Source organism: Paenarthrobacter nicotinovorans, assembly GCF_007670255.1.
Lineage (GTDB): Bacteria > Actinomycetota > Actinomycetes > Actinomycetales > Micrococcaceae > Arthrobacter > Arthrobacter nicotinovorans_B.
Window position 1 is genome coordinate 1 of the sequence record NZ_SZVS01000014.1, and the last position, 22123, is coordinate 22123.

Annotated in this window: 20 protein-coding genes; 11 read left to right on the top strand and 9 right to left on the bottom strand. The window is 62.6% G+C overall.

Features of this window, described 5'->3' with window-relative positions; translation table 11 throughout:
* Window positions 1-362: 362 nt before the first annotated feature.
* The gene (locus tag FDP28_RS18065) at window positions 363-995 is read right to left on the bottom strand and encodes an SACE_7040 family transcriptional regulator (RefSeq protein ID WP_144663094.1); all 633 of its coding nucleotides are present in this window, start codon (window positions 993-995) and stop codon (window positions 363-365) included.
* A 139-nt stretch (window positions 996-1134) separates the two neighbouring features.
* Between FDP28_RS18065 and FDP28_RS18070 the strand changes: the two genes are divergently transcribed.
* Genes FDP28_RS18070 through FDP28_RS18100 form a run of 7 tightly spaced genes read left to right on the top strand, consistent with a single transcriptional unit; the run spans window position 1135 to window position 9021 of the window.
* On the top strand, window positions 1135-2745 hold the full coding sequence (locus FDP28_RS18070) for a carboxyl transferase domain-containing protein (protein WP_144662986.1): 1611 nt from the start codon (window positions 1135-1137) through the stop codon (window positions 2743-2745).
* 2 nt (window positions 2746-2747) lie between these two features.
* Window positions 2748-4913, top strand: a complete 2166-nt coding sequence (locus FDP28_RS18075; protein WP_144662987.1) for an ATP-binding protein — start codon at window positions 2748-2750, stop codon at window positions 4911-4913.
* The gene (locus FDP28_RS18080) at window positions 4910-6091 is read left to right on the top strand and encodes an acyl-CoA dehydrogenase family protein (protein ID WP_144662988.1); all 1182 of its coding nucleotides are present in this window, start codon (window positions 4910-4912) and stop codon (window positions 6089-6091) included. Before FDP28_RS18075 ends, FDP28_RS18080 begins: the two co-directional genes overlap by 4 nt.
* A 38-nt stretch (window positions 6092-6129) precedes the next feature.
* Window positions 6130-6915 (top strand): CoA transferase subunit A, encoded by a 786-nt coding sequence (locus FDP28_RS18085; RefSeq protein ID WP_144662989.1) that lies wholly within the window; start codon window positions 6130-6132, stop codon window positions 6913-6915.
* On the top strand, window positions 6912-7664 hold the full coding sequence (locus FDP28_RS18090; protein ID WP_144662990.1) for a CoA transferase subunit B: 753 nt from the start codon (window positions 6912-6914) through the stop codon (window positions 7662-7664). Before FDP28_RS18085 ends, FDP28_RS18090 begins: the two co-directional genes overlap by 4 nt.
* Complete coding sequence (locus tag FDP28_RS18095) at window positions 7661-8158, top strand: MaoC family dehydratase (protein WP_144662991.1); 498 nt, start codon at window positions 7661-7663, stop codon at window positions 8156-8158. Before FDP28_RS18090 ends, FDP28_RS18095 begins: the two co-directional genes overlap by 4 nt.
* Before the next feature lie 20 nt (window positions 8159-8178).
* Window positions 8179-9021 (top strand): HpcH/HpaI aldolase/citrate lyase family protein, encoded by an 843-nt coding sequence (locus FDP28_RS18100; protein ID WP_144662992.1) that lies wholly within the window; start codon window positions 8179-8181, stop codon window positions 9019-9021.
* Between the two features lie 58 nt (window positions 9022-9079).
* On the opposite strand, the gene FDP28_RS18105 is transcribed toward FDP28_RS18100, so the two are convergent.
* Genes FDP28_RS18105 through FDP28_RS18135 form a run of 7 tightly spaced genes read right to left on the bottom strand, consistent with a single transcriptional unit; the run spans window position 9080 to window position 16298 of the window.
* Window positions 9080-10201 carry a Gfo/Idh/MocA family protein gene (locus FDP28_RS18105; RefSeq protein ID WP_144662993.1) on the bottom strand — a complete coding sequence of 374 codons (1122 nt, stop codon included), beginning with the start codon at window positions 10199-10201 and terminating at the stop codon, window positions 9080-9082.
* On the bottom strand, window positions 10186-10887 hold the full coding sequence (locus tag FDP28_RS18110; RefSeq protein WP_144662994.1) for a ThuA domain-containing protein: 702 nt from the start codon (window positions 10885-10887) through the stop codon (window positions 10186-10188). The genes FDP28_RS18105 and FDP28_RS18110 overlap by 16 nt, the downstream gene beginning before the upstream one ends.
* A gap of 47 nt (window positions 10888-10934) precedes the next feature.
* Window positions 10935-11939 (bottom strand): sugar phosphate isomerase/epimerase family protein, encoded by a 1005-nt coding sequence (locus FDP28_RS18115; protein WP_144662995.1) that lies wholly within the window; start codon window positions 11937-11939, stop codon window positions 10935-10937.
* Window positions 11936-13123, bottom strand: coding sequence for a Gfo/Idh/MocA family protein (locus tag FDP28_RS18120; RefSeq protein WP_144662996.1), 1188 nt, complete (start codon window positions 13121-13123; stop codon window positions 11936-11938). Before FDP28_RS18120 ends, FDP28_RS18115 begins: the two co-directional genes overlap by 4 nt.
* Before the next feature lie 13 nt (window positions 13124-13136).
* Entirely contained in the window at window positions 13137-14042 is a 906-nt protein-coding gene (locus FDP28_RS18125) for a carbohydrate ABC transporter permease (RefSeq protein WP_144662997.1), read from the bottom strand.
* 1 nt (window position 14043) lies between these two features.
* Window positions 14044-14973, bottom strand: a complete 930-nt coding sequence (locus FDP28_RS18130) for a carbohydrate ABC transporter permease (RefSeq protein ID WP_144662998.1) — start codon at window positions 14971-14973, stop codon at window positions 14044-14046.
* On the bottom strand, window positions 14970-16298 hold the full coding sequence (locus FDP28_RS18135; protein WP_144662999.1) for an extracellular solute-binding protein: 1329 nt from the start codon (window positions 16296-16298) through the stop codon (window positions 14970-14972). The genes FDP28_RS18130 and FDP28_RS18135 overlap by 4 nt, the downstream gene beginning before the upstream one ends.
* Before the next feature lie 239 nt (window positions 16299-16537).
* Here FDP28_RS18135 and FDP28_RS18140 point away from each other — a divergent pair, with 239 nt between their 5' ends.
* Complete coding sequence (locus FDP28_RS18140) at window positions 16538-17602, top strand: LacI family DNA-binding transcriptional regulator (protein WP_144663000.1); 1065 nt, start codon at window positions 16538-16540, stop codon at window positions 17600-17602.
* A 15-nt stretch (window positions 17603-17617) separates the two neighbouring features.
* On the opposite strand, the gene FDP28_RS18145 is transcribed toward FDP28_RS18140, so the two are convergent.
* On the bottom strand, window positions 17618-19078 hold the full coding sequence (locus FDP28_RS18145) for a lipase maturation factor family protein (protein WP_144663001.1): 1461 nt from the start codon (window positions 19076-19078) through the stop codon (window positions 17618-17620).
* 100 nt (window positions 19079-19178) lie between these two features.
* Between FDP28_RS18145 and dxr the strand changes: the two genes are divergently transcribed.
* The 3 genes from dxr to FDP28_RS18160 are packed head-to-tail and all read left to right on the top strand — an operon-like array spanning window position 19179 to window position 22086.
* Window positions 19179-20366 carry a 1-deoxy-D-xylulose-5-phosphate reductoisomerase gene (gene dxr, locus FDP28_RS18150; protein WP_144663002.1) on the top strand — a complete coding sequence of 396 codons (1188 nt, stop codon included), beginning with the start codon at window positions 19179-19181 and terminating at the stop codon, window positions 20364-20366.
* Window positions 20367-20400: 34 nt separating this feature from the next.
* Entirely contained in the window at window positions 20401-21732 is a 1332-nt protein-coding gene (locus FDP28_RS18155; RefSeq protein WP_144663003.1) for a M50 family metallopeptidase, read from the top strand.
* Between the two features lie 60 nt (window positions 21733-21792).
* Window positions 21793-22086 (top strand): YciI family protein, encoded by a 294-nt coding sequence (locus FDP28_RS18160; protein ID WP_144663004.1) that lies wholly within the window; start codon window positions 21793-21795, stop codon window positions 22084-22086.
* Window positions 22087-22123: the final 37 nt, after the last annotated feature.

Below are 22123 nucleotides of genomic sequence, written 5' to 3' on the forward strand. Positions count from 1 at the left end.
CCGAACAACCGGGCATCCGCCACAGCAGCACCCCGCAAACCGGCCAACGCCTCCACCGCATCATCAAGGAAAGCGCCCACCTCCAGGAGTGAGGCCACGTCCAGGGCCGCAGGCCTGGGTCTGGCACCTGGACCCGGTCGACGCGTGGTGTCTTCCAGGGAAGGGAAGGACTGGTGGGGCGCGTCGGGCACGTTGGCCTGACGTCTAAACACCTGCCCGCTTGTTCCCATACCAAAAGCCTGTCACCGCCCGGCAACAGTTATCAGTCCCCGACCTCCCTATGTGGAAAACCCGCAAAATATCTCGAGCGCAGGGATTAGATGGCACGGAAGTACCAGCCCATCCCGGGGCCCCCACGTCAGTCAGTCCGATGTCAGCGCCGCATACGCCATCTGCTCAAGGATCGGCCGGGCCGACTTCGCTGCGATCTTCCTGCCATGCTGGCGCACCGAGTGCGGCGTGGAGTTGATCAGGCCGAAGGCGGCGTGTGCCCGGACGCGGAGTCCGGAGGGATCTTCCCCGTCGTGGATGCGCGACAGGACATCAACCCAGGTCTCCACATAACTGCGCTGCAGCGACCTCACTTCTGCTTGGTCGGTGGCGCTGAGGCTGCTGAAGTCCCTGTCCTGAACGCGGATGACATCGGGATTGCTCAAGGCAAAGTCCACATGGAACTGGATAAGGCCTTTCAGGGCGGACAGGGGATCGCCGGACTCGGACACTACGCGCAATCCGCCGGCCAGCAAGTCACGGCTGACGCTGAGGAGCAGTTCGCCGAGTACCGCCTGTTTACCTGGAAAGTGACGGTATACGGCCGGGCCGCTGACACCGGCGGCAGCCCCAAGATCCTCCAGGGACACCCGGCTGAACCCGTTGTCGGCGAAGAGGCCTGCAGCAGCCGACAACAGCGCCAACCGGCGAAGCTCTTTTGCTTGGCTTCGTTGGGTAGTGGTGGCACGGGGGCCTTCGATGTTTGCTTCCGGGCCTGCTGTCACGTTGTCCTCCTTGGTGCTGATGCCGGCAAGTGGGCCACGGCCTGTTGTGCTGGACATCACAGTTAATAAAGACTAACCTAAATTTCAGTTACGTGGCACTAACCGAAATGGCTTGTAACAGGGAATGGAACAGGGGTCGATGGAGACAATTGCCAGCCTGAAGGGCGCCGCGACCGGCACCTTCGAGGCCAACGAACGGGCGCAACTGGCTCTGGTGGAGGAATTGAGGGGCCGATTGGCGGAAGCGGCTCTAGGCGGACCCGCGAAGTCCCGCGAGCGGCATCTCGCGCGGGGCAAGCTTCTGCCCAGGGAGCGCATAGATTTCCTCCTGGATGAGGGCAGTCCTTTCCTTGAGATCGCACCACTGGCCGCCAACGGCATGTACAACGACGATTCACCAGGTGCCGGCGTGATCGCGGGCATCGGGCTGGTGCACGGACGCCATGTCCTCGTCATCTCCAACGACGCCACGGTCAAGGGGGGCACCTACTATCCCATGACCGTGAAAAAGCATCTCCGGGCCCAGGAGATCGCGTTGGAGAACAAGCTGCCGTGCATCTACCTGGTCGATTCCGGGGGAGCGTTCCTGCCCAAGCAAGACGAGGTTTTCCCCGATAAGGAGCACTTCGGGCGGATCTTCTACAACCAGGCAAGGATGTCGGCGGCCAAGATTCCGCAGATCGCCTCCGTGATGGGTTCATGCACTGCCGGCGGGGCCTACGTCCCGGCCATGAGCGACGAAACGGTCATCGTACGGAACCAGGGAACCATCTTCCTTGGCGGTCCGCCGTTGGTTAAAGCCGCCATCGGGGAGATCGTCACCGCGGAGGAACTGGGTGGCGGTGACGTGCATTCGCGTATATCCGGAGTCACCGACCACCTGGCCGAGAATGACCAGCACGCGCTGGAAATCGTGCGGGACATAGTGGCGACGTTGCCGAAGCCGGCGCAGCCGGCCTGGGAAACGCTCGACGTCGTCCTGCCGCCCGTCGTCGAGCCTTCAGAGCTTTACGGTGTGGTTCCGGTGGACGTCAACGCCCAATATGACGTCCGCGAGGTGATCGCCAGGATTGTCGATGGGTCCGAATTCCATGAATTCAAAAAGAACTACGGCACCACCCTGGTGACCGGCTTCGCGCATTTGCACGGCCACCCCGTGGGCATCGTGGCCAACAACGGGGTCCTTTTCAGCGAATCGTCGCTCAAGGGCGCCCATTTCATCGAGTTGTGCGACCAGCGCGGCATCCCCCTGATTTTCCTCCAAAACCTTTCCGGCTTCATGGTGGGCAAGGACTATGAACAGGGCGGTATCGCAAAGAACGGCGCCAAGATGGTCACCGCCGTGGCGACTGCCCGCGTGCCCAAGTTGACGGTGGTCATTGGCGGGTCGTTCGGAGCCGGCAACTACTCGATGTGCGGCCGGGCCTACTCGCCACGCTTCCTGTGGATGTGGCCGGCAGCCCGCATCTCCGTCATGGGCGGAAACCAGGCCTCAAGTGTCTTGGCCACCGTCAAGCGGGACCAATACGAGGCAGCTGGGGAGGAATGGTCGGCTGAGGACGAGGATGCCTTCAAGGCCCCCATCAAGCAACAGTACGAAGACCAGGGAAGCCCGTACTACTCCACCGCCCGGCTGTGGGATGACGGCATTATCGACCCCGCCGACACCCGAAGGGTCCTCGGAATGGCCCTTGATGTCGTCTCCCGCCAACAACTGTCCGAGACCTCCTTCGGCCTCTTCAGGATGTAGCCATGACAACGCCAACAACCAGCACCCTGCCCCGTACCGCGGCAAAACCTTTCAGCGCCGTCCTTGTGGCCAATCGCGGGGAGATCGCCTGCCGGGTGATCAGCACGCTCAAAGCAATGGGTATCCGCTCCGTTGCCGTCTACTCGGACGCGGATAAAGACGCCAAACACGTGGCGCTGGCCGATACCGCAGTCGCGATCGGCGGCACGGCTCCCTCGGAAAGCTACCTCAAGATCGACGCCATCATTGACGCCTGCCATCGCAGCGGCGCCCAGGCAGTACATCCCGGTTACGGCTTCCTGTCCGAAAACGTGGAGTTCGCCAAGGCGCTTGATGCTGCGGGGATCACCTTCATCGGCCCGGGCATCGGCGCCATCGAAGTCATGGGCGACAAGATCCGTTCCAAGAACCACGTAATGGCCTACGACGTCCCGTGCGTGCCCGGAATTGCCCGGCCCGGCCTTACCGACCAGCAACTGATCGAGTCAGCACCCGACGTCGGATTCCCGTTGCTCATCAAGCCATCGGCAGGTGGCGGCGGTAAAGGCATGCATGTGGTCGAACGCCTCGAGGACATGGCTTCCATCCTGCAAACAGCCAGGCGCGTGGCTGCTTCGGCGTTCGGGGACGACACCCTCTTCTTGGAGCGCCTGATCCGGACCCCCCGCCACATCGAGGTCCAGGTGCTGGCTGACAGCCACGGCAACGTCATTCACCTCGGCGAGCGTGAGTGCTCCCTCCAACGTCGGCACCAAAAGGTCATCGAGGAAGCCCCATCGGCACTCTTCGAATCACTGCCGGACGGCGCCGTTCAGCGGGCGCGGATCGGCGAGGCAGCCTGCAATGCCGCGCGCTCGGTCAATTACAGCGGTGCGGGAACCGTGGAGTTCCTGGTGTCGGATGAGAACCCCGACGAGTTCTTCTTCATGGAGATGAACACACGGCTGCAGGTGGAGCACCCGGTTACGGAGATGGTCACCGGGATCGATTTGGTCGAATGGCAGGTGAGGATCGCCGCCGGCGAGATGCTCACGGTGGCGCAGTCCGACGTCGAACTTAAAGGCCACGCGGTCGAGGCGCGCGTCTATGCAGAGGTGCCGGAGCGGAACTTCATGCCCTCCATGGGCCGCGTCGTGGCGCTGGCCGAACACGGGGCCGGCGATCCCGGCGTGACGGGGGTGCAGCAGGGCCAGGCAAACGTGCGGGTCGACTCGGCCATGCGCGAGGGACTGGATATCACCGGCGATTACGATCCCATGCTGGCAAAGGTCATCTCCTGGGGCGCGGACCGCGCCGCCGCGTTGGACACCCTCGATGCCGCGCTTGGACGCTACACACTGCTGGGCGTCGACACCAACGTGGAGTACCTGCGACTGCTGATCAACGACCCTGAGGTGCGCAAAGGCCACCTCGACACCGGCCTCATCGAACGCAAGCTGGCGTCCATGCAGTTCAGGCATCCCGGAGACCCGGAAATGACCGCGGCAGCCATCGCACTTTGGCTTGAGCGCACAGGCTCGCCGTCCGCGGGCGACGCCTGGAGCGCACCGGACGCCTGGCGTGTGGGGGCTCCCGCTGCGTGGACGGCCACCCTCGGTCTTCCCGGCGGTTCGGCCGCTGCCGTATTCATCACGGACCGCCATGGTTTCGTCACGGCAACCGTCGACGGCGGAACCCCGGTCGCCGTCCGGCTGGCCGGCAGGACTGCGGACAGCATCGTCCTGGAGTTCGACGGCGCCCCGGTCACCTACGCGGTTGGCGTTGCTCCCGGTGAGCGCGGCGGAATCCGTGAGCTTTTCCTGGGAAACAACGGGTGGTCATGCCGCTTGGAGGTCCTGGACCGCGCCGAACGCCTGCGCCGGATGCTCGCCGGTATCCAGCGCGTCGAAGGAGCAGCCGATCCCGAAGTGCGCTCGCCGATGCCGGGGACGGTCGTGTCCGTCTCCGTCAAGGACGGTGATGCCGTGGAAGAGGGACAAGTCCTCCTGGCCGTCGAAGCCATGAAGATGGAGCACCAGTTGGTGGCATCCGTCGCGGGCAGGGTCCACCTGACCAGCAAAACAGGCGACCTGGTCAAAGCTGACCAGGTGCTCGCCACCATTCACGTAGAAGGGGCCGCTGAAGAACCGGCGGCCGGAAACCCCACAGACGAGGAAGTCCCAGCATGAGCACCTCCGACCTCAACAGCACTTTCGGACTCACCGAGGAGTACCAGGACCTCAGCAATTCGGTCCGTGAGTTTGCCGATGAAGTGGTGGCTCCAGTGTCCGCGAAGCACGACGAAGAGCACAGCTTCCCCTATGACGTGGTGAAGCAGATGGGGGAGATGGGCCTCTTTGGCCTGCCTTTCCCGGAGGAGTACGGCGGCATGGGCGGAGACTATTTCGCCTTGGCCCTCGCCCTTGAGCAACTTGGCCGAGTGGACCAATCGGTGGCCATCACCCTGGAAGCGGGGGTCTCGCTGGGGGCTATGCCCGTATACCGGTTCGGCACCGAGGCCCAGAAGGAGCAGTGGCTGCCCCAACTGGCATCCGGCCGCTCGTTGGCGGGTTTCGGACTGACCGAGCGGGAGGCCGGCTCCGACGCCGGGGGCACCAAGACCCAGGCCCGCCTGGAAAACGGCGAGTGGATCATCAACGGCAACAAGGAGTTCATTACCAACTCCGGTACGGACATCACCACCTTGGTCACGGTAACGGCAGTAACAGGCCACAAAGAGGGCGCCGATGGCAGCACCCGGAAGGAAATTTCCACCATCCTGGTACCCACTGACACACCCGGCTTTACTGCCGAAAAGCCCTATAACAAGGTCGGCTGGAACGCCTCAGACACCCACCCCTTGACCCTGGACGACGTCCGGGTTCCTGAAGCAAACCTCTTGGGCCAGCGTGGTCGTGGCTATGCCAACTTCCTCTCAATCCTGGACGAGGGCCGCATTGCGATCGCAGCCCTGGCCACTGGTGCCGCCCAAGGCTGCGTCGATCTGTCGGTGAAGTACGCCAAGGAACGCAGTGCTTTCGGACAGAACATCGGCAAGTACCAGGCCATCCAGTTCAAGATCGCCCGCATGCAGGCGAGGGCCCATACAGCGCGTCTTGCCTATTACGATGCGGCCTCCAGGATGCTTGCGGGCAAGCCGTTCAAGACCGAAGCGGCCATCGCTAAGATGGTCGCAGGCGAGGCAGCCATGGACAACGCGCGGGACGCCACCCAGGTGTTCGGAGGCTATGGCTTCATCAACGAATTCACGGTGGCACGCCATTACCGCGACTCCAAGATCCTTGAAGTCGGGGAGGGCACCACCGAGGTCCAGTTGATGCTGATCGCGCGCGAACTGGGTCTGTAACCTCACGTTGTATCGGCAGTGGCAGGGAAGGATCAAGGATGATTGACAAGGTTGTTGCCAGCGCCTCGGAAGCGGTGAAGGACATTCCGGACGGTGCCTCCTTGGCTGTGGGCGGTTTCGGCCTGTGCGGGATTCCGGTCTCGCTCATCGAGGCCCTGCACCGGCAAGGAACCACCGACCTGGAAACGGTGAGCAACAACTGTGGTGTCGACGATTGGGGCCTCGGCATCCTCCTCAAGGACGGGCGTATCCGCCGCACCATCAGCTCCTACGTCGGCGAGAACAAGGAGTTTGCCAGGCAATACCTGGCCGGGGAACTGGAAGTGGTCCTCACACCGCAGGGCACGCTGGCCGAAAAGCTGCGTGCCGGCGGCGCCGGTATCCCAGCGTTCTACACGAAGGCAGGTGTCGGAACGCAGGTGTCCGAGGGTGGCCTTCCGCAAAAGTACGACGCCGATGGAACAGTTGCGATCGCGTCGGCACCTAAAGAGGTGCGGACGTTCAACGACGGCGACTACGTGCTCGAAGAGTCCCTGACCCCGGATTTCGGTTTGGTGCATGCCTGGAAGGGTGACCGCCACGGCAACCTTGTTTTCCATGCGACAGCGATGAACTTCAATCCTCTGTGCGCCATGGCGGCCCGGCTGACCATTGCCGAGGTCGAGGAACTCGTGGAGCCGGGCGAACTGGATCCGGAGCACATCCACACTCCCGGAATCTTCGTCCAGAGGGTGGTGCTGGCCGGGAATGGCGAGAAACGGATCGAAAAACGCACGGTGGCGTTGACACCGACGACCAGCGGGCAGACGGGAGCGCGAGGATGACCGACAACAGCTACCACGACATCCCGCCCCGCCCCGAAGCCGTGCGGCACGAATACCGGCGGGCCGACGTCGACCATCACGAGGCCAAAGGCTGGACCCGCAACGAACTGGCGGCCCGCGTCGCCCGGGAACTGGTCAACGGCCAGTATGTGAACCTCGGTATCGGGATGCCAACGCTCATCCCGAATTACATTCCGGACGATGTGGAGGTAATCCTCCACTCCGAGAATGGAATCCTGGGCGTTGGCCCGTATCCTGCCGAGGACAAGATTGACCCGGACCTTATTAACGCCGGCAAAGAGACCGTCACCACGAACCCGGGTGCTGCCTTCTTCGACTCTGCGGCCTCGTTCGGCATGATCCGCGGCGGACATGTCGATGTGGCTGTCCTCGGCGCCATGGAGGTGGCAGCGAACGGCGACCTCGCCAACTGGATGGTCCCCGGCAAAATGGTCAAGGGCATGGGAGGTGCCATGGACCTCGTGTTCGGTGCCAAGAAGGTCATTGTCATGATGGAACACGTGGACCGGAACGGCAGGCCGAAGATTGTCCAGGACTGCACGCTTCCGCTCACCGGAAAGGGATGCGTGGACCGGATCATTACCGACCTGGCGGTGATCGACGTCGTCAAGGACGAAGGCAACCCGCGGCTGGTGCTGCGCGAACTGGCACCGAACGTCACCCTCGACGATGTCTTGGCGGCTACGGGTGCCGAGCTGTTCGAAGAGGACCAGGAGCTCACTGTATGACGCGGGTCGTGGAACAGCGGGGCCTCTATTTCGACGAACTGGAAGAAGGCGTGATTTACGCCCACAGGCCGGGCCGCACGGTGACGGAGACGGACAATGTCCTCTTTACCACCATGACCATGAACACCCAGGCACTTCATCTGGACGCGGCGTGGAGCTCCACCCAACCGTTTGGGCAGCGGCTCATGAATTCGATGTTCACCTTATCCACTGTGGTGGGTCAGTCAGTCACCCAGTTGACCCAGGGCACCATCATCGCCCAGTTGGGGCTGACGGATGTCACCTTTCCGCACCCGCTGTATCACGGAGATACGCTGTACACGGAAACGGTGGTCACTGGAAAGCGTTTGTCTTCGTCCCGGCCCGGTCAGGGTGTTGTCACCATGCAGCACACCGGCCGCAACCAGGACGGAACAGTGGTGGCACTAGCCACGCGAACCTGCCTGATGTGGACCAAGGAAGCGCACGCGGCAACCGTTTCGGAACATCAGTAGGCCCAGCAGCGAGGAAATCCATGCACTCTCCCTTCACCATGGGCCCAGCCCTTCTCTTCTGCCCTGCCGACCGTCCGGAGCGGTACTCGAAGGCCGCGGACCGCTCGGATGCGGTCATCCTGGACTTCGAGGACGCCGTCGCTCCCGCAGACAAGGAGCGCGCCCGTGATGCTGTCCTGGAACAGGCCGGAGCAGAAGGATTGGACCCGAGCCGTACCATCGTCCGGGTAAATCCCGTGGGTACTCCCGAATTCGACCTCGATCTTCGGGCTTTGGAGAAGACACCGTATCGGACCGTCATGCTGGCCAAAGCCGAGAGCGCGGAGCAGCTGCGGGCTTTGGCTGGGTTCAGTGTGATCGCACTCTGCGAAACAGCAGCCGGGATTGTCAATGCATCCGCGATAGCCGCCGAACCGAATGTTTCAGCCCTGATGTGGGGTGCGGAGGACCTGCTGGCGTCGCTGGGCGGGCTCTCCAGCAGGAACGACGACGGCGGGTACCGGGCCGTCGCACTGCACGCACGGTCCGCTGTGCTGCTTGCCGCCAAAGCCGCAGGCAAGGAAGCCATCGACGCGGTGTACGTGAACATTCCCGACCTCGACGGACTCAAGGAAGAGTCCCGCGATTCCGTGGCCAGCGGTTTCGGAGCCAAGGCGTGCATCCATCCGAACCAGGTCGCCGTGGTCCGGGAAGCCTATGCCCCCGCCCCCGAAGCCATTGCCCACGCCACGGAACTCCTGGAAGCAGCTGCTTCGGCGGGCACAGGCGTCTTCCAGTTCAAGGGCAAGATGATTGACGGGCCCATCCTGAAGCATGCGGAGGCCACACTCCGCAGGGCCGGCCACCCGCGAGTTGGCAGTTAATGACAATGTTTCCCCACAACATTGTCATTAACTGCCAACTCGGCGGGAGTTTGAGGACCTAGGCGTGGACCGCCGTCGCGAGTTCCGTGAGTTCCACTGCGGCGGGTCGCGACGTGGTGCTCTTGATAGCCACGGCGTGCCCGCTCTTGGCTGATGCCAGTACCGATTCCATGACTTCCAGCGCGTGGAAGGCCAGCTGACCACCGGCCCGCGGCTCTTGCCCTGCAGGTGTCGCTGCGAGGTCGGCGATGCCGAAGCCGCGTCCTGAATCTTTGTAGCCTGCGGAGACCGGCAGGGTTTCCCAGTCCTCGGAGCCGAGGGCAAAGAGCTGGACATCCCCATCAAAATGGTTGGGATCCGGGACGATCAACGAGCCGTTTTCGCCGTGGATCTCGATGTTTGGACTCTTGGTCTTCACGGCGTCGAAACTCATGAAGAGCGTGGAGAGCGCGCCGGAGGCATGGACCAGGACTCCAGTGACGTGTGAGTCGATGTCGACCGGCACGGTTTGCCCTTCGCGTGGCCCTGAGCCAATCGTGCGTTCGGAGCGTGTATGGCTCGCGGCGCCCACGACTGATACGACCGGTCCCAGCAAGGTGACCAAGGCCGAGACGTAGTAAGGCCCCATGTCCAGGAGTGGACCACCGCCGGGCTGGTAGTAGAAGTCGGGGTTCGGGTGCCAGCGCTCATGTCCCGGGGTTGCCATGGTGGCTGTTGCCGATACCGGCGCCCCGATCAATCCGTCGTCGATCGCCTTCCTGGCTGTCTGGATGCCTGTGCCCAGCACAGTATCGGGTGCGCAGCCAACCACTACGCCTGCCGCGGCCGCCGCCTCGAGTACTTTCTTGGCCTCTTCCGTAGTAGCGGCGAGCGGTTTTTCGCCGTAGACGGATTTGCCGGCGGCGATCGCCTTGAGTGCAATCTCCGCATGGGCAGCCGGAATAGTCAGGTTGAGTACCAGTTCAACGTCGTCCGCGGCCAGGAGTTCGTCGACGCCCAAGGCCCGAACACCCTCATAGGAGTCGGCTACCGCTTGTGCCCGTGCGGGATCCAGGTCTGCCACAGCCACCAGGTTCACCGAATCCAGTCGTCGGAAGTTGGCCAGGTACTGGGCGATGATGGCGCCGCAGCCAATGATGCCCACATTCAGCGGCTTGGCGGGGGTCAGCGGGATGCCCACAGCATGCCCCTTTCGATGATGGTGCGCACATTGTTGTCTTGGAGGATCTCCACCCGGTGGCCGGGGGTGCAGACAAAGATCTTGCCCTTGCCCCATTGGCGGGTCCAGATTGCCGGTGAGGTCACTTCGCGGTGCCACGGATCCCACTCACGTACCTTTTGGGTAGTGGTGGCCAGGACATCGATGTAATCGTCGCTCAGAACCCAGTACTGCTCCGTGACCAGGTCAAAGTCGCCGATTCCCTGCGTAATGGGGTGCTCGGCGGCAGCAGGCAGCATGTTCACGGTGTAGGGAACATAGTTGTCCGACTGTTCGCCAGTCTGCTCGTCCACGTGCTTGCCCGGGTGGCAGGCGAACTGTCCGCCGACCAGGTGGAGGTAGTCGGAAGTGTTGCGGTAGGAATCGGCGATGCCGCCGTGCCAGCCCGCAAGCCCCGTGCCGTTCTCGACGGCGGTCCGCAAACCTTGGAACTCATCCTTTTCGATGGTGGACATGGTCATGCACTGCACTATCAGATCCACCCCTGCCATGTACTCGGCATCTGCGTAGATCTTGGGGGATTCCTCGACGCGGACGTCATAGCCGTTTTCCCGCAAATACGGGATGAAGAGCTCGGTGGCCTCAATCGGCTGGTGTCCATCCCAGCCGCCGCGGACCACCAACGCGGTCTTGTTATTGCTTGTCATGGTTTCCTTCGTGTCGGGGCGTTGTCGTTCGAGTCGGGTTGGAGTGTTCAGCGTGTTGCAAAAGCCGCGTCAAAGGCAGCGGCCGGGGGACGGATGGCGGCCAGTTCACGGACCATTCGAAGAGCCTGGGGAGCTCCCACCAGCCGGTCCATGCCGGCATCCTCCCACTCGATGCTGGTCGGTCCGTCGTATCCAACGGCGTTGAGGGTGCGGAAAATCGGTTCCCAGTTCACGTCGCCGTGCCCGGCAGTGACGAAGTCCCAACCGCGGCGGGGATCGGCCCATGGCAGGTGGGAACCGAGGCGTCCATTCCGTCCATTGAGTTGCCGGACGGATTCCTTGACATGGACGTGGAAGATCTTTTCGGCGAAGTCCTGCAGGAACATCACCGGGTCCAGGTCCTGCCAGATGAAGTGCGACGGGTCGAAGTTCAGGCCGAAACTATCGCGCGGCCCTATGGCTTCGAGGGTGCGCTTGGCCGTCCAGTAGTCGTAGGCGATCTCTGACGGGTGGACCTCCAAGGCAAAACGGACGCCGACTTCGTCAAAGACATCCAAAATCGGGTTCCATCGTTCGGCGAAGTCCTGGTAGCCGCGCTCGATCATGGCCTCCGAAGCGGGTGGGAACATGGCCACGCACTTCCAGATGGATGAGCCGGTGAATCCGGTGACTGTCTTGACCCCCAGCTTCGCCGCCGCGCGGGCAGTGGTTTTCATCGCCCCTGCCGCACGTTGGCGCACGCCTTCGGGATCGCCGTCGCCCCAGACCTCGGGGGAGAGGATGTCCCGGTGCCGCTCGTCGATGGGGTCATCGCAGACCGCCTGGCCCGTTAGGTGGTTGGCGATGGCGTGGACCTTGAGGTGATGCTTGTCCAGGATGTCCAGCTTGCTCTGAAGGTAGGCGTCGTCCTCCACCACACGCTGGGGATCCAAGTGGTCGCCCCAGCAGGCGATTTCCAGGCCGTCAAAGCCCCATTCGCCTGCGAGCCGCGCCACTTCTTCGAAGGGCAGGTCGGCCCACTGGCCGGTGAAGAGGGTGATGGGTCGGGTCATGATGGTTCCTTTTCGACGTTTTCCCAGCGGCTGGAGTTGTTTGCACTGGCCTCGACGGCGGCCAGTACTTTTTGCACTTGCAACGCATCAGCGAACGACGGCGTGGGCTGCTCGCCTGCGCCGATGGCATTGACGAGATCCACCACCTGGTGCGTGAATCCGTGCTCGTAGCCAAGGCCATGTCCTGTCGGCCACCAGTTGGCGGTATAGGGATGGGAGGGTTCCGTGACCATGATCTTCCGGAAGCCGGCGTCCGGTTCCAGTGCGGAATCGTAGAACTGGAGCGAGTTCATATCCTCAAAGTCGAACGCCAGAGAACCCTTGGTCCCGTTGAGCTCAAGGCGCATCGCATTCTTGCGTCCGAGAGCAAAGCGGGTGGCTTCGAAGATTCCAACAGCGCCGGTCCCAAAACGTGCCGTGAACAGCGCTGCATCATCCACGGTGACTGGGCCACGGGGTCCGTCAGAACCGCCGTGTCCGCCGAGCCCCACGAAATCCCCACCGATCGGGCGTTCCTTCACGAACGTCTCCAGCAGCGCTGAGACACCGGTGATGTTCAGTCCTGTGATCCACTGTGCGGCATCGATGCTGTGTGCGCCGATGTCGCCCAGTGAGCCTGAGCCGGACTTGGATTTGTCCAGCCGCCAGGTCAGGGGAGCATCGGCGTCGCTGAGCCAGTCCTGAAGGTACTGGGCACGGACGTGGCGGATCCCGCCCAGCCGGCCTTCTTCCACCATTCGTTTCGCAAGGGCCAGGGCAGGGGTACGACGGTAGCTGAAGCCGCACATGGACAGGACTCCGCGCTCGGCCGCTGACTTGGCAACGGCTGTCATCTTGGCGGCCTCCTCCACGGAGTTGGCCAACGGCTTCTCGCACAGCACATGCTTGCCTGCTTCCAGGGCAGCGATGGCAATTTCCGCGTGCGTGTTGCCCGGTGTGCAGATGTCGATCAGGTCGATGTCGTCACGCTCGATCAACCGCCGCCAGTCCGTTTCAGTCGATGCCCAGCCGTATTTCGCGGCCGCTGCCTTGACACCGTCCGGGTTCCGGCCGGCCACGGCAGTGAGCTCGGGTGCCAGTGGCAAATCAAAGAAGCGTGGTGCCGTGCGCCAGGCGTGGGAGTGCGCGGCGCCCATGAACGCGTAGCCCACCATTCCGACGCGAAGTGGTTTTGCGTGTGTCACAGCAGAGACCTTTCTACTTGCTGAAGCCGGCTGTCAGGCCGCTCACCAGCTGGCGGCGTCCAAGAACGTAAATCACCAGGATGGGCAGCGTGCTTAGTACCACTGAGGCAAGGACAGCAGGGATATTGACGCTGAACTCGCCCTGGAAGGTCCACAACCCCAAGGGCAGGACGCGCAGCCCAGGGCTTTGGGTGAGCACCAGCGGGAGGAGGAAGCCGTTCCAGACGTGAAGGCCGTTGTAGATCGCCACTGTAACGATCGCCGGCTTGGTCAGTGGAAGGGCCAAACGCCACATGGTCTGCCACTCGGTGCAGCCGTCCAGGCGCATCGATTCGAAGAGTTCGTTCGGGACGTCGCGGATGAAGTTGGACAGGATCAGGACCGTCAGCGGTATGGCGAACGCAATGGACGGAAGCATGATGGCCAAGAGGCTGTCGTAGAGGTTCAGGCGGATGATCATGAGGTAGATCGGAATGATCGTTGCCTGCAGCGGAATTGCCAGGCCCATGAGGAACAGGCCGTTCACGAACTTCAGGTATCTTCCGTGTCCACGCACGATCGCGAAGGCGGCCATGAAGGCAATCAGGACCGTTGGGACCACGGAGCCCAGCGTCACGATGACACTGTTCATGAAGTAGGTGGAGAAGTTGGCCTCAAGGACCATTTGGTAATTCTCCAGCGTAGGAGCCGTCGGCGGGGCCAGCGGATTCTGACCGAAGTATCCCTCGGAAGTCTTCAGGCTGGTGATGACGATGTAATAGACGGGAATGATGATGATGGCGAGCCATATCCAGCCACCGAGGCCGCCGGGGATATTGAGCCGTCTGATCCGTGTGCCGAGGCCTTGCTTGGACCTTGCAGGTTGGGCAGCTGACGCGCGCGTTCCAGGTTTCGAATCACTCTTGAGGACAGTACTCACGTTACATACCTTCCAATTGGCTGCCCTGTTTGTCCTTGCCCCCGAGGCGTTGGAGGAACAAAGCCAGCGCCAGGCCTATGACGACGAGAATCACCGCGATGACGCTGGCAGGACCCATGAGATTGGCCCGGAAGCCGCGCAAATACATGTCCAGTGCCAGGATGCGGGTGGAGTTGCCCGGACCGCCGCCCGTGAGGACAAAGATGAGGTCGAAGTAGGTCAGCGACCCAACGACCATCAGCGTTGAGGACGTGATGATGGTGTATTTCAGCTGCGGGAGGGTGATGTGGAAGAACTGCTTAATGGTTCCCGCGCCGTCGATCTGGGCCGCTTCGTAGAGCGACTTGGGGATTTGTCGGACGCCACCTTGGTAGATCAGCGTGTGGAATGGCACGAACTGCCACGCAATCACGAAAATGACCAAGGAAAGGGCGAGCTGGGGGACGCCCAACCAGTCCTGGGCGAGGAACGGAAGGCCCAGGCCCATGGCCAGTCCGAAGTTCGGATCGAGAAGGGCTTTGTAGGCGATGGCGACAGCAGCCGAGGAGAGCAGCAGCGGCAGGAAGTACAGCACGGCCAGGACTGCCCTGTAACGCTGGGTTCCAGCGGTGAAGACGCCCAGCAAGAGGCTGATGGGAGTCTGGACGAGCCAGGAAACGATCATGATCATGAACGTCAGGCCCAGGGAGTTGTAGAGCTCGGGGTCGGACAACACCGACGTCCAGTTCTCCATTCCCGCGGCGCCGATCGCGCCGATCCCGTCCCAGTTGGCAAAACTCAGGATCAGCACCCCGGCCAAGGGTACGACTGCGAAGACGACGAAGAAGAACAGAGCCGGAACGGTCAGCCAGGGAAGCGCAGACTTACGCTCTGCCGGTCCCTGGGTCCGCTGCCTGCTTGAGGGAGCCCGGTGCGAAGTTATTGCGCTCATTTGCCCAGGGTGGCATTCATGTTCTCGGCAAACTGCTGCGGCGTGATCGACTTCAGGAAGAGCTGGTCAATGTTGTTCAGCAGGGCTTCGGCGGCCGTCGGGCTGAGGGCCTGGTCCCACGACTGCTGGAAGCTGGGGGCGTCCTTGCCCAAGGCATAAACGAAATTCAGGAAGTCCTTGTCCGGTGAGGAGGCCAGCTTGTCTTCAATGCCGTTGACGATCGGAACCGAGCCGGAGTTGATGTATGCATCGATGACGGTGTCGGTCATGATGCCATCCTTGAAGAACTTCTTCGCGGTCTCCTTCTCCTTGTCCGTGGCCTTGGAGGAGATCGACATGTACTGGGCCGGGTTGCCGACACCATTCTTGGGGTCGCCCTTGCCGCCGGCGACGGTGGGGAAGTTGACGAAGCCGAGTTTGCCGTTCTGGACGAAGTTCTGCCCGTCCTTCTTCATGGCACCGTAGGTCCAGGAACCCTGCAGCATCATGGCTGCCTTGCCCGTGAAGAGCAATGCCTGGTCGGCCTTGGAATCTGCAGTGATGGAAGAGAAGCCCTTGATGAAGCCGTCCGCGGAAACCAGCTCCTGGATCTTGGTGCCCGTCTCGATGACGGCCGGATCCATCCAGGCATTGGGCTTGCCCTCGAAGATTGCGTTGAAAACTTCGGGTCCGCCGATGCGGTCCAGAAGGTATTCAAGCCACATCATGGAGGTCCACCGGGACTGGCCGCCCAGGGACAAGGGGGCGACGCCCATGTCGTTGAAGGTCTTGACCAGGGACATCAGCTCGTCCCAGGTCTTGGGCGGCTGGACTCCGGCTTTGTCGAAGAGTTCCTTGTTGTAGAACAGGACGATCGGTGCGACGTACTGGTTGGGAAGGGCATAGATCTTGCCGTTGACCGTTGCTGCCCCGAAGGATGCGGGGAAGAACTTCTTTTTGAGGTCCGGGTTGGAGTCGAACCAGCTGGTCAGGTCTTCCACCTGGTTGGCCTCGGCATAGGTCTTCAAGCCACCGCCACCCCAGCCGTAGATGATGGTGGGAGCTTGCCCGGCGCCGATGGCGGTCTTGATCTTGGTCTTGAACGCATCGTTCTGGAAGTACGTTACGGCGATCTTGTCATTGGGGTTCGCCGACCCGAAGGCGTCCACGGCTTTCTGGATGGTGGTCTGGTTTGGCTCACCCGAAAGGAACCACATGCTTGCTCCGCCTCCGCTGGCACCACCACCTGGACCGGACGTGCCGCAGGCGCTCGTTGCCATGACGGCGAAGGGAGTAACAGCCGCGAGGGCCAGGAAGGAACGCCGGGTTGATTGGAACTGCTTCATTGCTTCTCCAGGGGTAGTCGCATCATCGAGCAAGCCTTGGTGCTTACTGCCGAAAAAGAGTGACAGGCTTCGAAATTTCTCGAAATATTTCGAGACCATGATTTAGGTCACGGTCTAAACTAAAGCCTCTGTTACGGTCCGTCAAGAGTGTTGTCGCGGCAGTTTGGTCGGCGTTTGCGTAAGGCTGGGAACCCATCCATACTGAATTGCACATCGAAAGATTTCGAAAGTTGGGGACCATGGTTCGAGAAGTCCGTCCGCCCAAGTTGACCTTGGCCGCCGTCGCCAAGGAAGTGGGCGTTTCAGCCCCGACGGTATCCAAGGTGGTCAACGGCCGGCAGGATGTCGCTGAGGAAACCAGGAACCGCGTTCTCGCCGCATTGCAGAGGACCGGCTACAGGTCCCCGCTCCAACGGAAGAGCCCTCCTGCGCAGCAGGCTGTGGAGGTGGTCTTCGACTCCCTCAACTCCGCCTATTCCGTGGAAGTGCTGAACGGAATCCTCGAGCAGGCCGCGGCCTCGGACATGGAGGTCATCCTCTCTGTCACCAGCCGGCAAACGGGCTCGCCGTTGGGCCCGGAAGAGCGCGCCCAGCGCTTGCTCGACGAAGGCCGCAGCGGCATGATCGTCGTTACGTCAGCTTTTGGTTCGGGGCAACTGGAGGCGTTCCAGCGTCGCAGGATACCGGTTGTGGTGGTCGACCCGCTCAACCCGCCGCCGGGAGACGTGTTCAGTGTTGGAGCCAGCAACTGGGCCGGCGGAAAGGCCGCAGCCACGCACCTGCTTGACCTTGGACACCGCCGCATCGCCTATATCGGGGGGCCGGCTGGTGCCGAGTGCAGCCAGGCCCGCTTGCACGGTTACATGGCCGCGCTGATGGCGGTGGGGGTACCTGTCGTGGAGGAGTACATTTCAGCAGGCCCCTTCCGGTCCACGAACGGAGTTGCTGCAATGAAGTCACTCCTGGCCTTGGAGGAACCGCCCACGGCAATCTTCGCGGGCAGCGACAGCATCGCCCTTGGCGTGCTGGCTGAGGCCAGGCGGCAGAACATCCGGATCCCCGAGGACATGAGCCTTGTCGGCTTCGATGGCACGCCGCAAGCGGAAGAGTCGCTCCCGCCGCTGACCTCTGTGTCCCAACCTCTGCAGGACATGGGCCGGTCGGCGCTCAACTTCATCCTCCGCCAGAGGAGCGGCGAGGAAATCGACTCCCGCCGGGTCGAACTGGCCACGCACCTGGTTGTCCGCGAGTCCACCGCGGCCCCGCGCGGGCTGGGCACTTCGCCGGCAAAAGTGGGCAGTTAAAGGGCTAGTGGGTCGCTACGCAGAGTGTCGCCGACCAGGGCGGAGCCCCAGCGGTGGAATGGCTTCGTAGAGCAGCACCCGCACCCAGCGATCGCCGGTTTCGCGGAACTCGGCCCGGGTGGCGAAGCGGTACAGGTAGCTGCGCGCCCGCACCCAACGGGGGCGCTCGCCGTCGAACGGGTCATGGCGAAGCAGCCCAAGCGTTGGCGCGTCCGCCTCCAGCAGTTTGTTGAGGAAAGCGTAAAACCAATCCTCGTGCACGGTCCGCAGCGGCAGGAACCACATCATCCAATCCAGCCGCAGATGGTATGGCGCCCATTGCCGGGGCACGCGGCGAACGTCGCCGGGCTTGCCCTTGAAGCCGTATTCCTGCCAGTTGTCATCGGGAGCGTCCGGCTCCACTTCCATGGTCCCTTCCACCACGATCTCGATGCGCTGTTTGGTGACGGTCCCGAACGCTCCATAGGCGTTGACCAGGCGCCACCGGTTGAAACTGGCGTTCATGAGCTGCTGGCGTGAAAAGAGGTTCAGGAGCGGTCGATAACTCAGGACCAGCAGCAAGCCGGTCACCAGGACGACGACGGCGAGCCACCACACCGGGGTTTGGGCGCCCGGGTGCCACTCAAGCGGGATGAACGGGAAGACCGCGTGGGCAACGGGGTCGCTTACGGCGGCGAAAGCCAGCACGATGGCCGCCCAGTTCAGCCACGCGAAGTTCCCGGATGCCACGAGCCACAGTTGCGTGACAATGATGATCCCTGCGGCGATGCTGGCCAGCGGCTGCGGCGCAAAGAGGAAGAACGGCACCACCAGCTGTGCGAAGTGGTTGCCCACCACTTCGACCTTGTGCAGCGGTCGGGGCAGAAGGTGGGCCTGCCTGCTGAGCGGGCCGGGCATTGGCTGGGTCTCGTGGTGGTAGAACATCGCCGTCATGTCCCGCCACTCCCTTCCGCCACGGATCTTGATCATGCCCGCGCCGAACTCCAGCCGGAACACCAGCCAGGTGATCAGGACCAGGATGGGGGTCGGCGGTGGCGTTTGGTCCGAGCCAAGGAAAGCCACGACAAATCCGGTCTCGAGAAGCAGGATCTCCCACCCGAACCCATAGAACGTCTGGCCGACGTTGACGATCGACATGTCAAGAAACCACAGGGCAAGAAAGGCCAGCATCGGCAGCCACGGAGGACCTGCTTGCGGGACGCCGATCAACAACAGTGCTGCCACGGCGATTCCCACCCAGCACACCGCCCGAAGCATGGCATCGGAGTAGAAGCGGCGGAAGAGCGTGGGCCTGCCCATCCGTCGGGCAACATCCAGGAAATCCGGAACGGGCAGCAGTCCCCGCTCGCCCAACAGGGCAGGGAATTGGTTCAACGTTGACAGAAAGGCCACGGCATAGAGTGCCGCCGTGCCGCGCTGCAGCACTTGCCGGGCGAATTCGTGGTCCCACGCATCAAACCAGGACAGCCATTCCACAATTCCACGGTACGCAGGGGAGTCCCGCGGTCAAGCCAAGCGGCCTTCCGTCCGGGTGAACCCGTTCGCCGCTGCCGGTGCCGGCTGGGATACTTAAGCCATGCAGCCGCGCAAGATCGTCATCCTCGGGTCCACAGGTTCCATCGGCACACAGGCGATTGACGTCGTCGACGCAGCCCCGCACCGTTTCGAGGTTGTGGCGCTGAGCGCCGGCGGAGGAAACCTGGACCTCCTGGCGAAGCAGGCGGTCCACACCCGGGTCCAGGCAGTGGGCATTGCGCAGGGTGATCCTGCCCTCCTGCAGCGACTGATCGAGGCCGCCGCGGCTGAAGCCGGCCTGAAGAATTTCGCCCCTGACATCTTTGCCGGCCCCGAGGCCTCCACAAAAATAGCTGCCATCGAGTGCGATGTTGTCCTCAACGGCATCACCGGCTCCATCGGACTTGCCCCCACGCTCGCTGCGCTCGGCACCGGAGCGACTCTTGCCCTTGCCAACAAGGAATCGCTGATCGTTGGTGGTGCCTTGGTCAAAGCCGCGGCGCGTCCGGGCCAGATCGTTCCAGTGGACTCCGAGCATTCCGCGATCGCCCAATGCCTGCGGTCCGGGACAGACCAGGAAGTGGAGAAGCTCATCCTGACAGCTTCCGGGGGTCCCTTCCGCGGCCGCACCCGCGAAGAGCTCCATCATGTCACCCCGCAGGAGGCGCTGGCCCACCCCACCTGGGACATGGGGCTCATGGTGACCACCAACTCAGCCAGCCTGGTCAACAAGGGCCTGGAAGTGATCGAAGCCCACCTGCTTTTCGATGTGCCCTTGGACCGGATCGATGTGGTGGTCCATCCCCAGTCCGTGGTCCATTCGATGGTCCAGTTCGTGGATGGATCCATCATCGCCCAGGCCTCGCCGCCGGACATGCGCCTTCCCATCGCCCTTGGATTGGGGTGGCCGGACCGGGTTCCGCACGCTGCGAAGGCCTGCGATTGGACGCAGGCCACAAGCTGGACGTTCGAACCGTTGGACGCGGTGGCCTTTCCCGCCGTCGACCTCGCCAAGGACGCTGCCAAGCAGGGCAGCACCTTCCCGGCTGTGTTCAACGCGGCCAATGAAGAAGCCGTTGAAGCCTTCCATGCGGGCCGCATCCGCTTCACCGACATCGTGGATACGGTCGAATCCGTCCTCAGCGAACATTCAGGTTCCTCTGAGCTGACTGTGGAGTCCGTGCTGGATGCTGAGAAGTGGGCACGAGCCCGAACCCACGATCGTTTAGCTTCAAGCAGCGCCCTGTAGCCCCCAAACCCCTTACGGAAGCAGTCCCACCGGCATGAGTCCCGTCCTTCTCTTCATTCTTGGAGTCATCTTCGTCGCAATCGGCGTTGCTGTCTCCATTGCGCTGCACGAGGTAGGCCACCTGGTGCCGGCGAAACTCTTCAAGGTGCGCGTCACCAAGTACATGATCGGTTTCGGGCCCACGCTCTGGTCCAAGAAGAAGGGCGAAACGGAGTACGGCTTCAAGGCGCTGCCCTTGGGTGGCTACGTTTCCATGATCGGCATGTACCCGCCCAATAAGGACGACGGCGGCGTCCGCCCTTCCAGCACGGGCATGTTCCAGACGCTCGCCACCGAGGCGCGCTCCGTGGCCCATGAAGAAGTGGGACCCGGCGATGAAGGACGGGTCTTCTACAAGCTGCCCGTGTGGAAGAAGATCATCATCATGCTCGGCGGACCGGCCATGAACATGATCATTGGTTTGGTGCTGTTGGCAGTTCTCCTCATGGGCTTCGGCGTTGCCAAAGCGACCACCACCATCGCCGATGTTTCCAAGTGCCAGGTAGCGGCGGGGGAAACCGTCGACCCCGACTCTGCCGACTGCAAGCTCACTCCGGCCGCGGCGGCGGGCCTCCAGCCCAACGACACCGTCACCTCATTTGATGGCAAGCCCGTCACCAACTGGGATGAGCTGACCGGCTGGATCAGGGCCTCCGCCGGCAGGGAAGTCCCCATCACGGTGGAACGGAACGGCGCGTCCGTCGAGACGACAGTGACACCTGTACTCTCATCGCGCCCTGTCATTGGGTCCGATGGCCGGCAAGCCCAGGACGCCAACGGCGTATTGCAGTACCAGGAAGTCGGCTTCCTGGGCATCGGCGCGCAAAGCGCCCTGGTGCCCCAACCGGCGTCGGCCGTTCTTCCCATGGCGGGGGAGAACATCAAGCAGATTTCCGGTGTGATCTTCAACCTTCCCGCAAGGGTGGTTGGGGTTGCCAAGGCAGCCTTCAGCGAAGAGCCACGGGATCCCAACGGACCCATCAGCGTGGTGGGCGTAGGCCGGGTAGCCGGTGAAGTAGCAGCCATGGAGCAGGTACCCCTGCAGGCCAGGATCGGAACCCTGATCGGGCTGCTGGCGGGGCTGAACTTCGCCCTGGCCATCTTCAACCTCATCCCGCTCCTTCCGCTCGACGGCGGCCATGTGGCGGGTGCGCTTTACGAAGGAGTACGACGCCGGGTGGCCAAGTTGCGTGGCAAGCCGGACCCCGGAGCCTTCGATATTGCCAAGCTCTTGCCCGTGACCTACGTCGTGGCGGCGCTGCTGCTTGGCATGAGCGTCCTGCTGATATACGCGGACATCGTCAAGCCCGTGAACATCTTCGGCTGAGCCATGACTATTCATGCCACGTGAACATTTCCTGCCGGGCAAGGGGGATAGGCTAGCACCATGACTGTTTTCGCTGTTGAGTATGTATACGTCGCCGATTCCGACGCCCTCCGCGACGAAGCCCGCCCAGCACACCGTGCCTGGCTCGCCGAACTGGCAGAGGACAACAAGCTGCTCGCCAGCGGCCCGTACGGCGACGGTGCTGGTGCGCTGCTGATCTTCAAGTCCTCTGAAGAAGCAGAACTCAATGACCTCCTCAAGCAGGATCCATTCGCCGAAGCCGGAGTTATCGCCGGCATCCGCACCACGGAATGGTCCCCCATCATTGGCGTCCTGGCAGCCCACGCTTCCTAGCCCGGGCTACCTCCACCACAACGATCCACCCCAACCC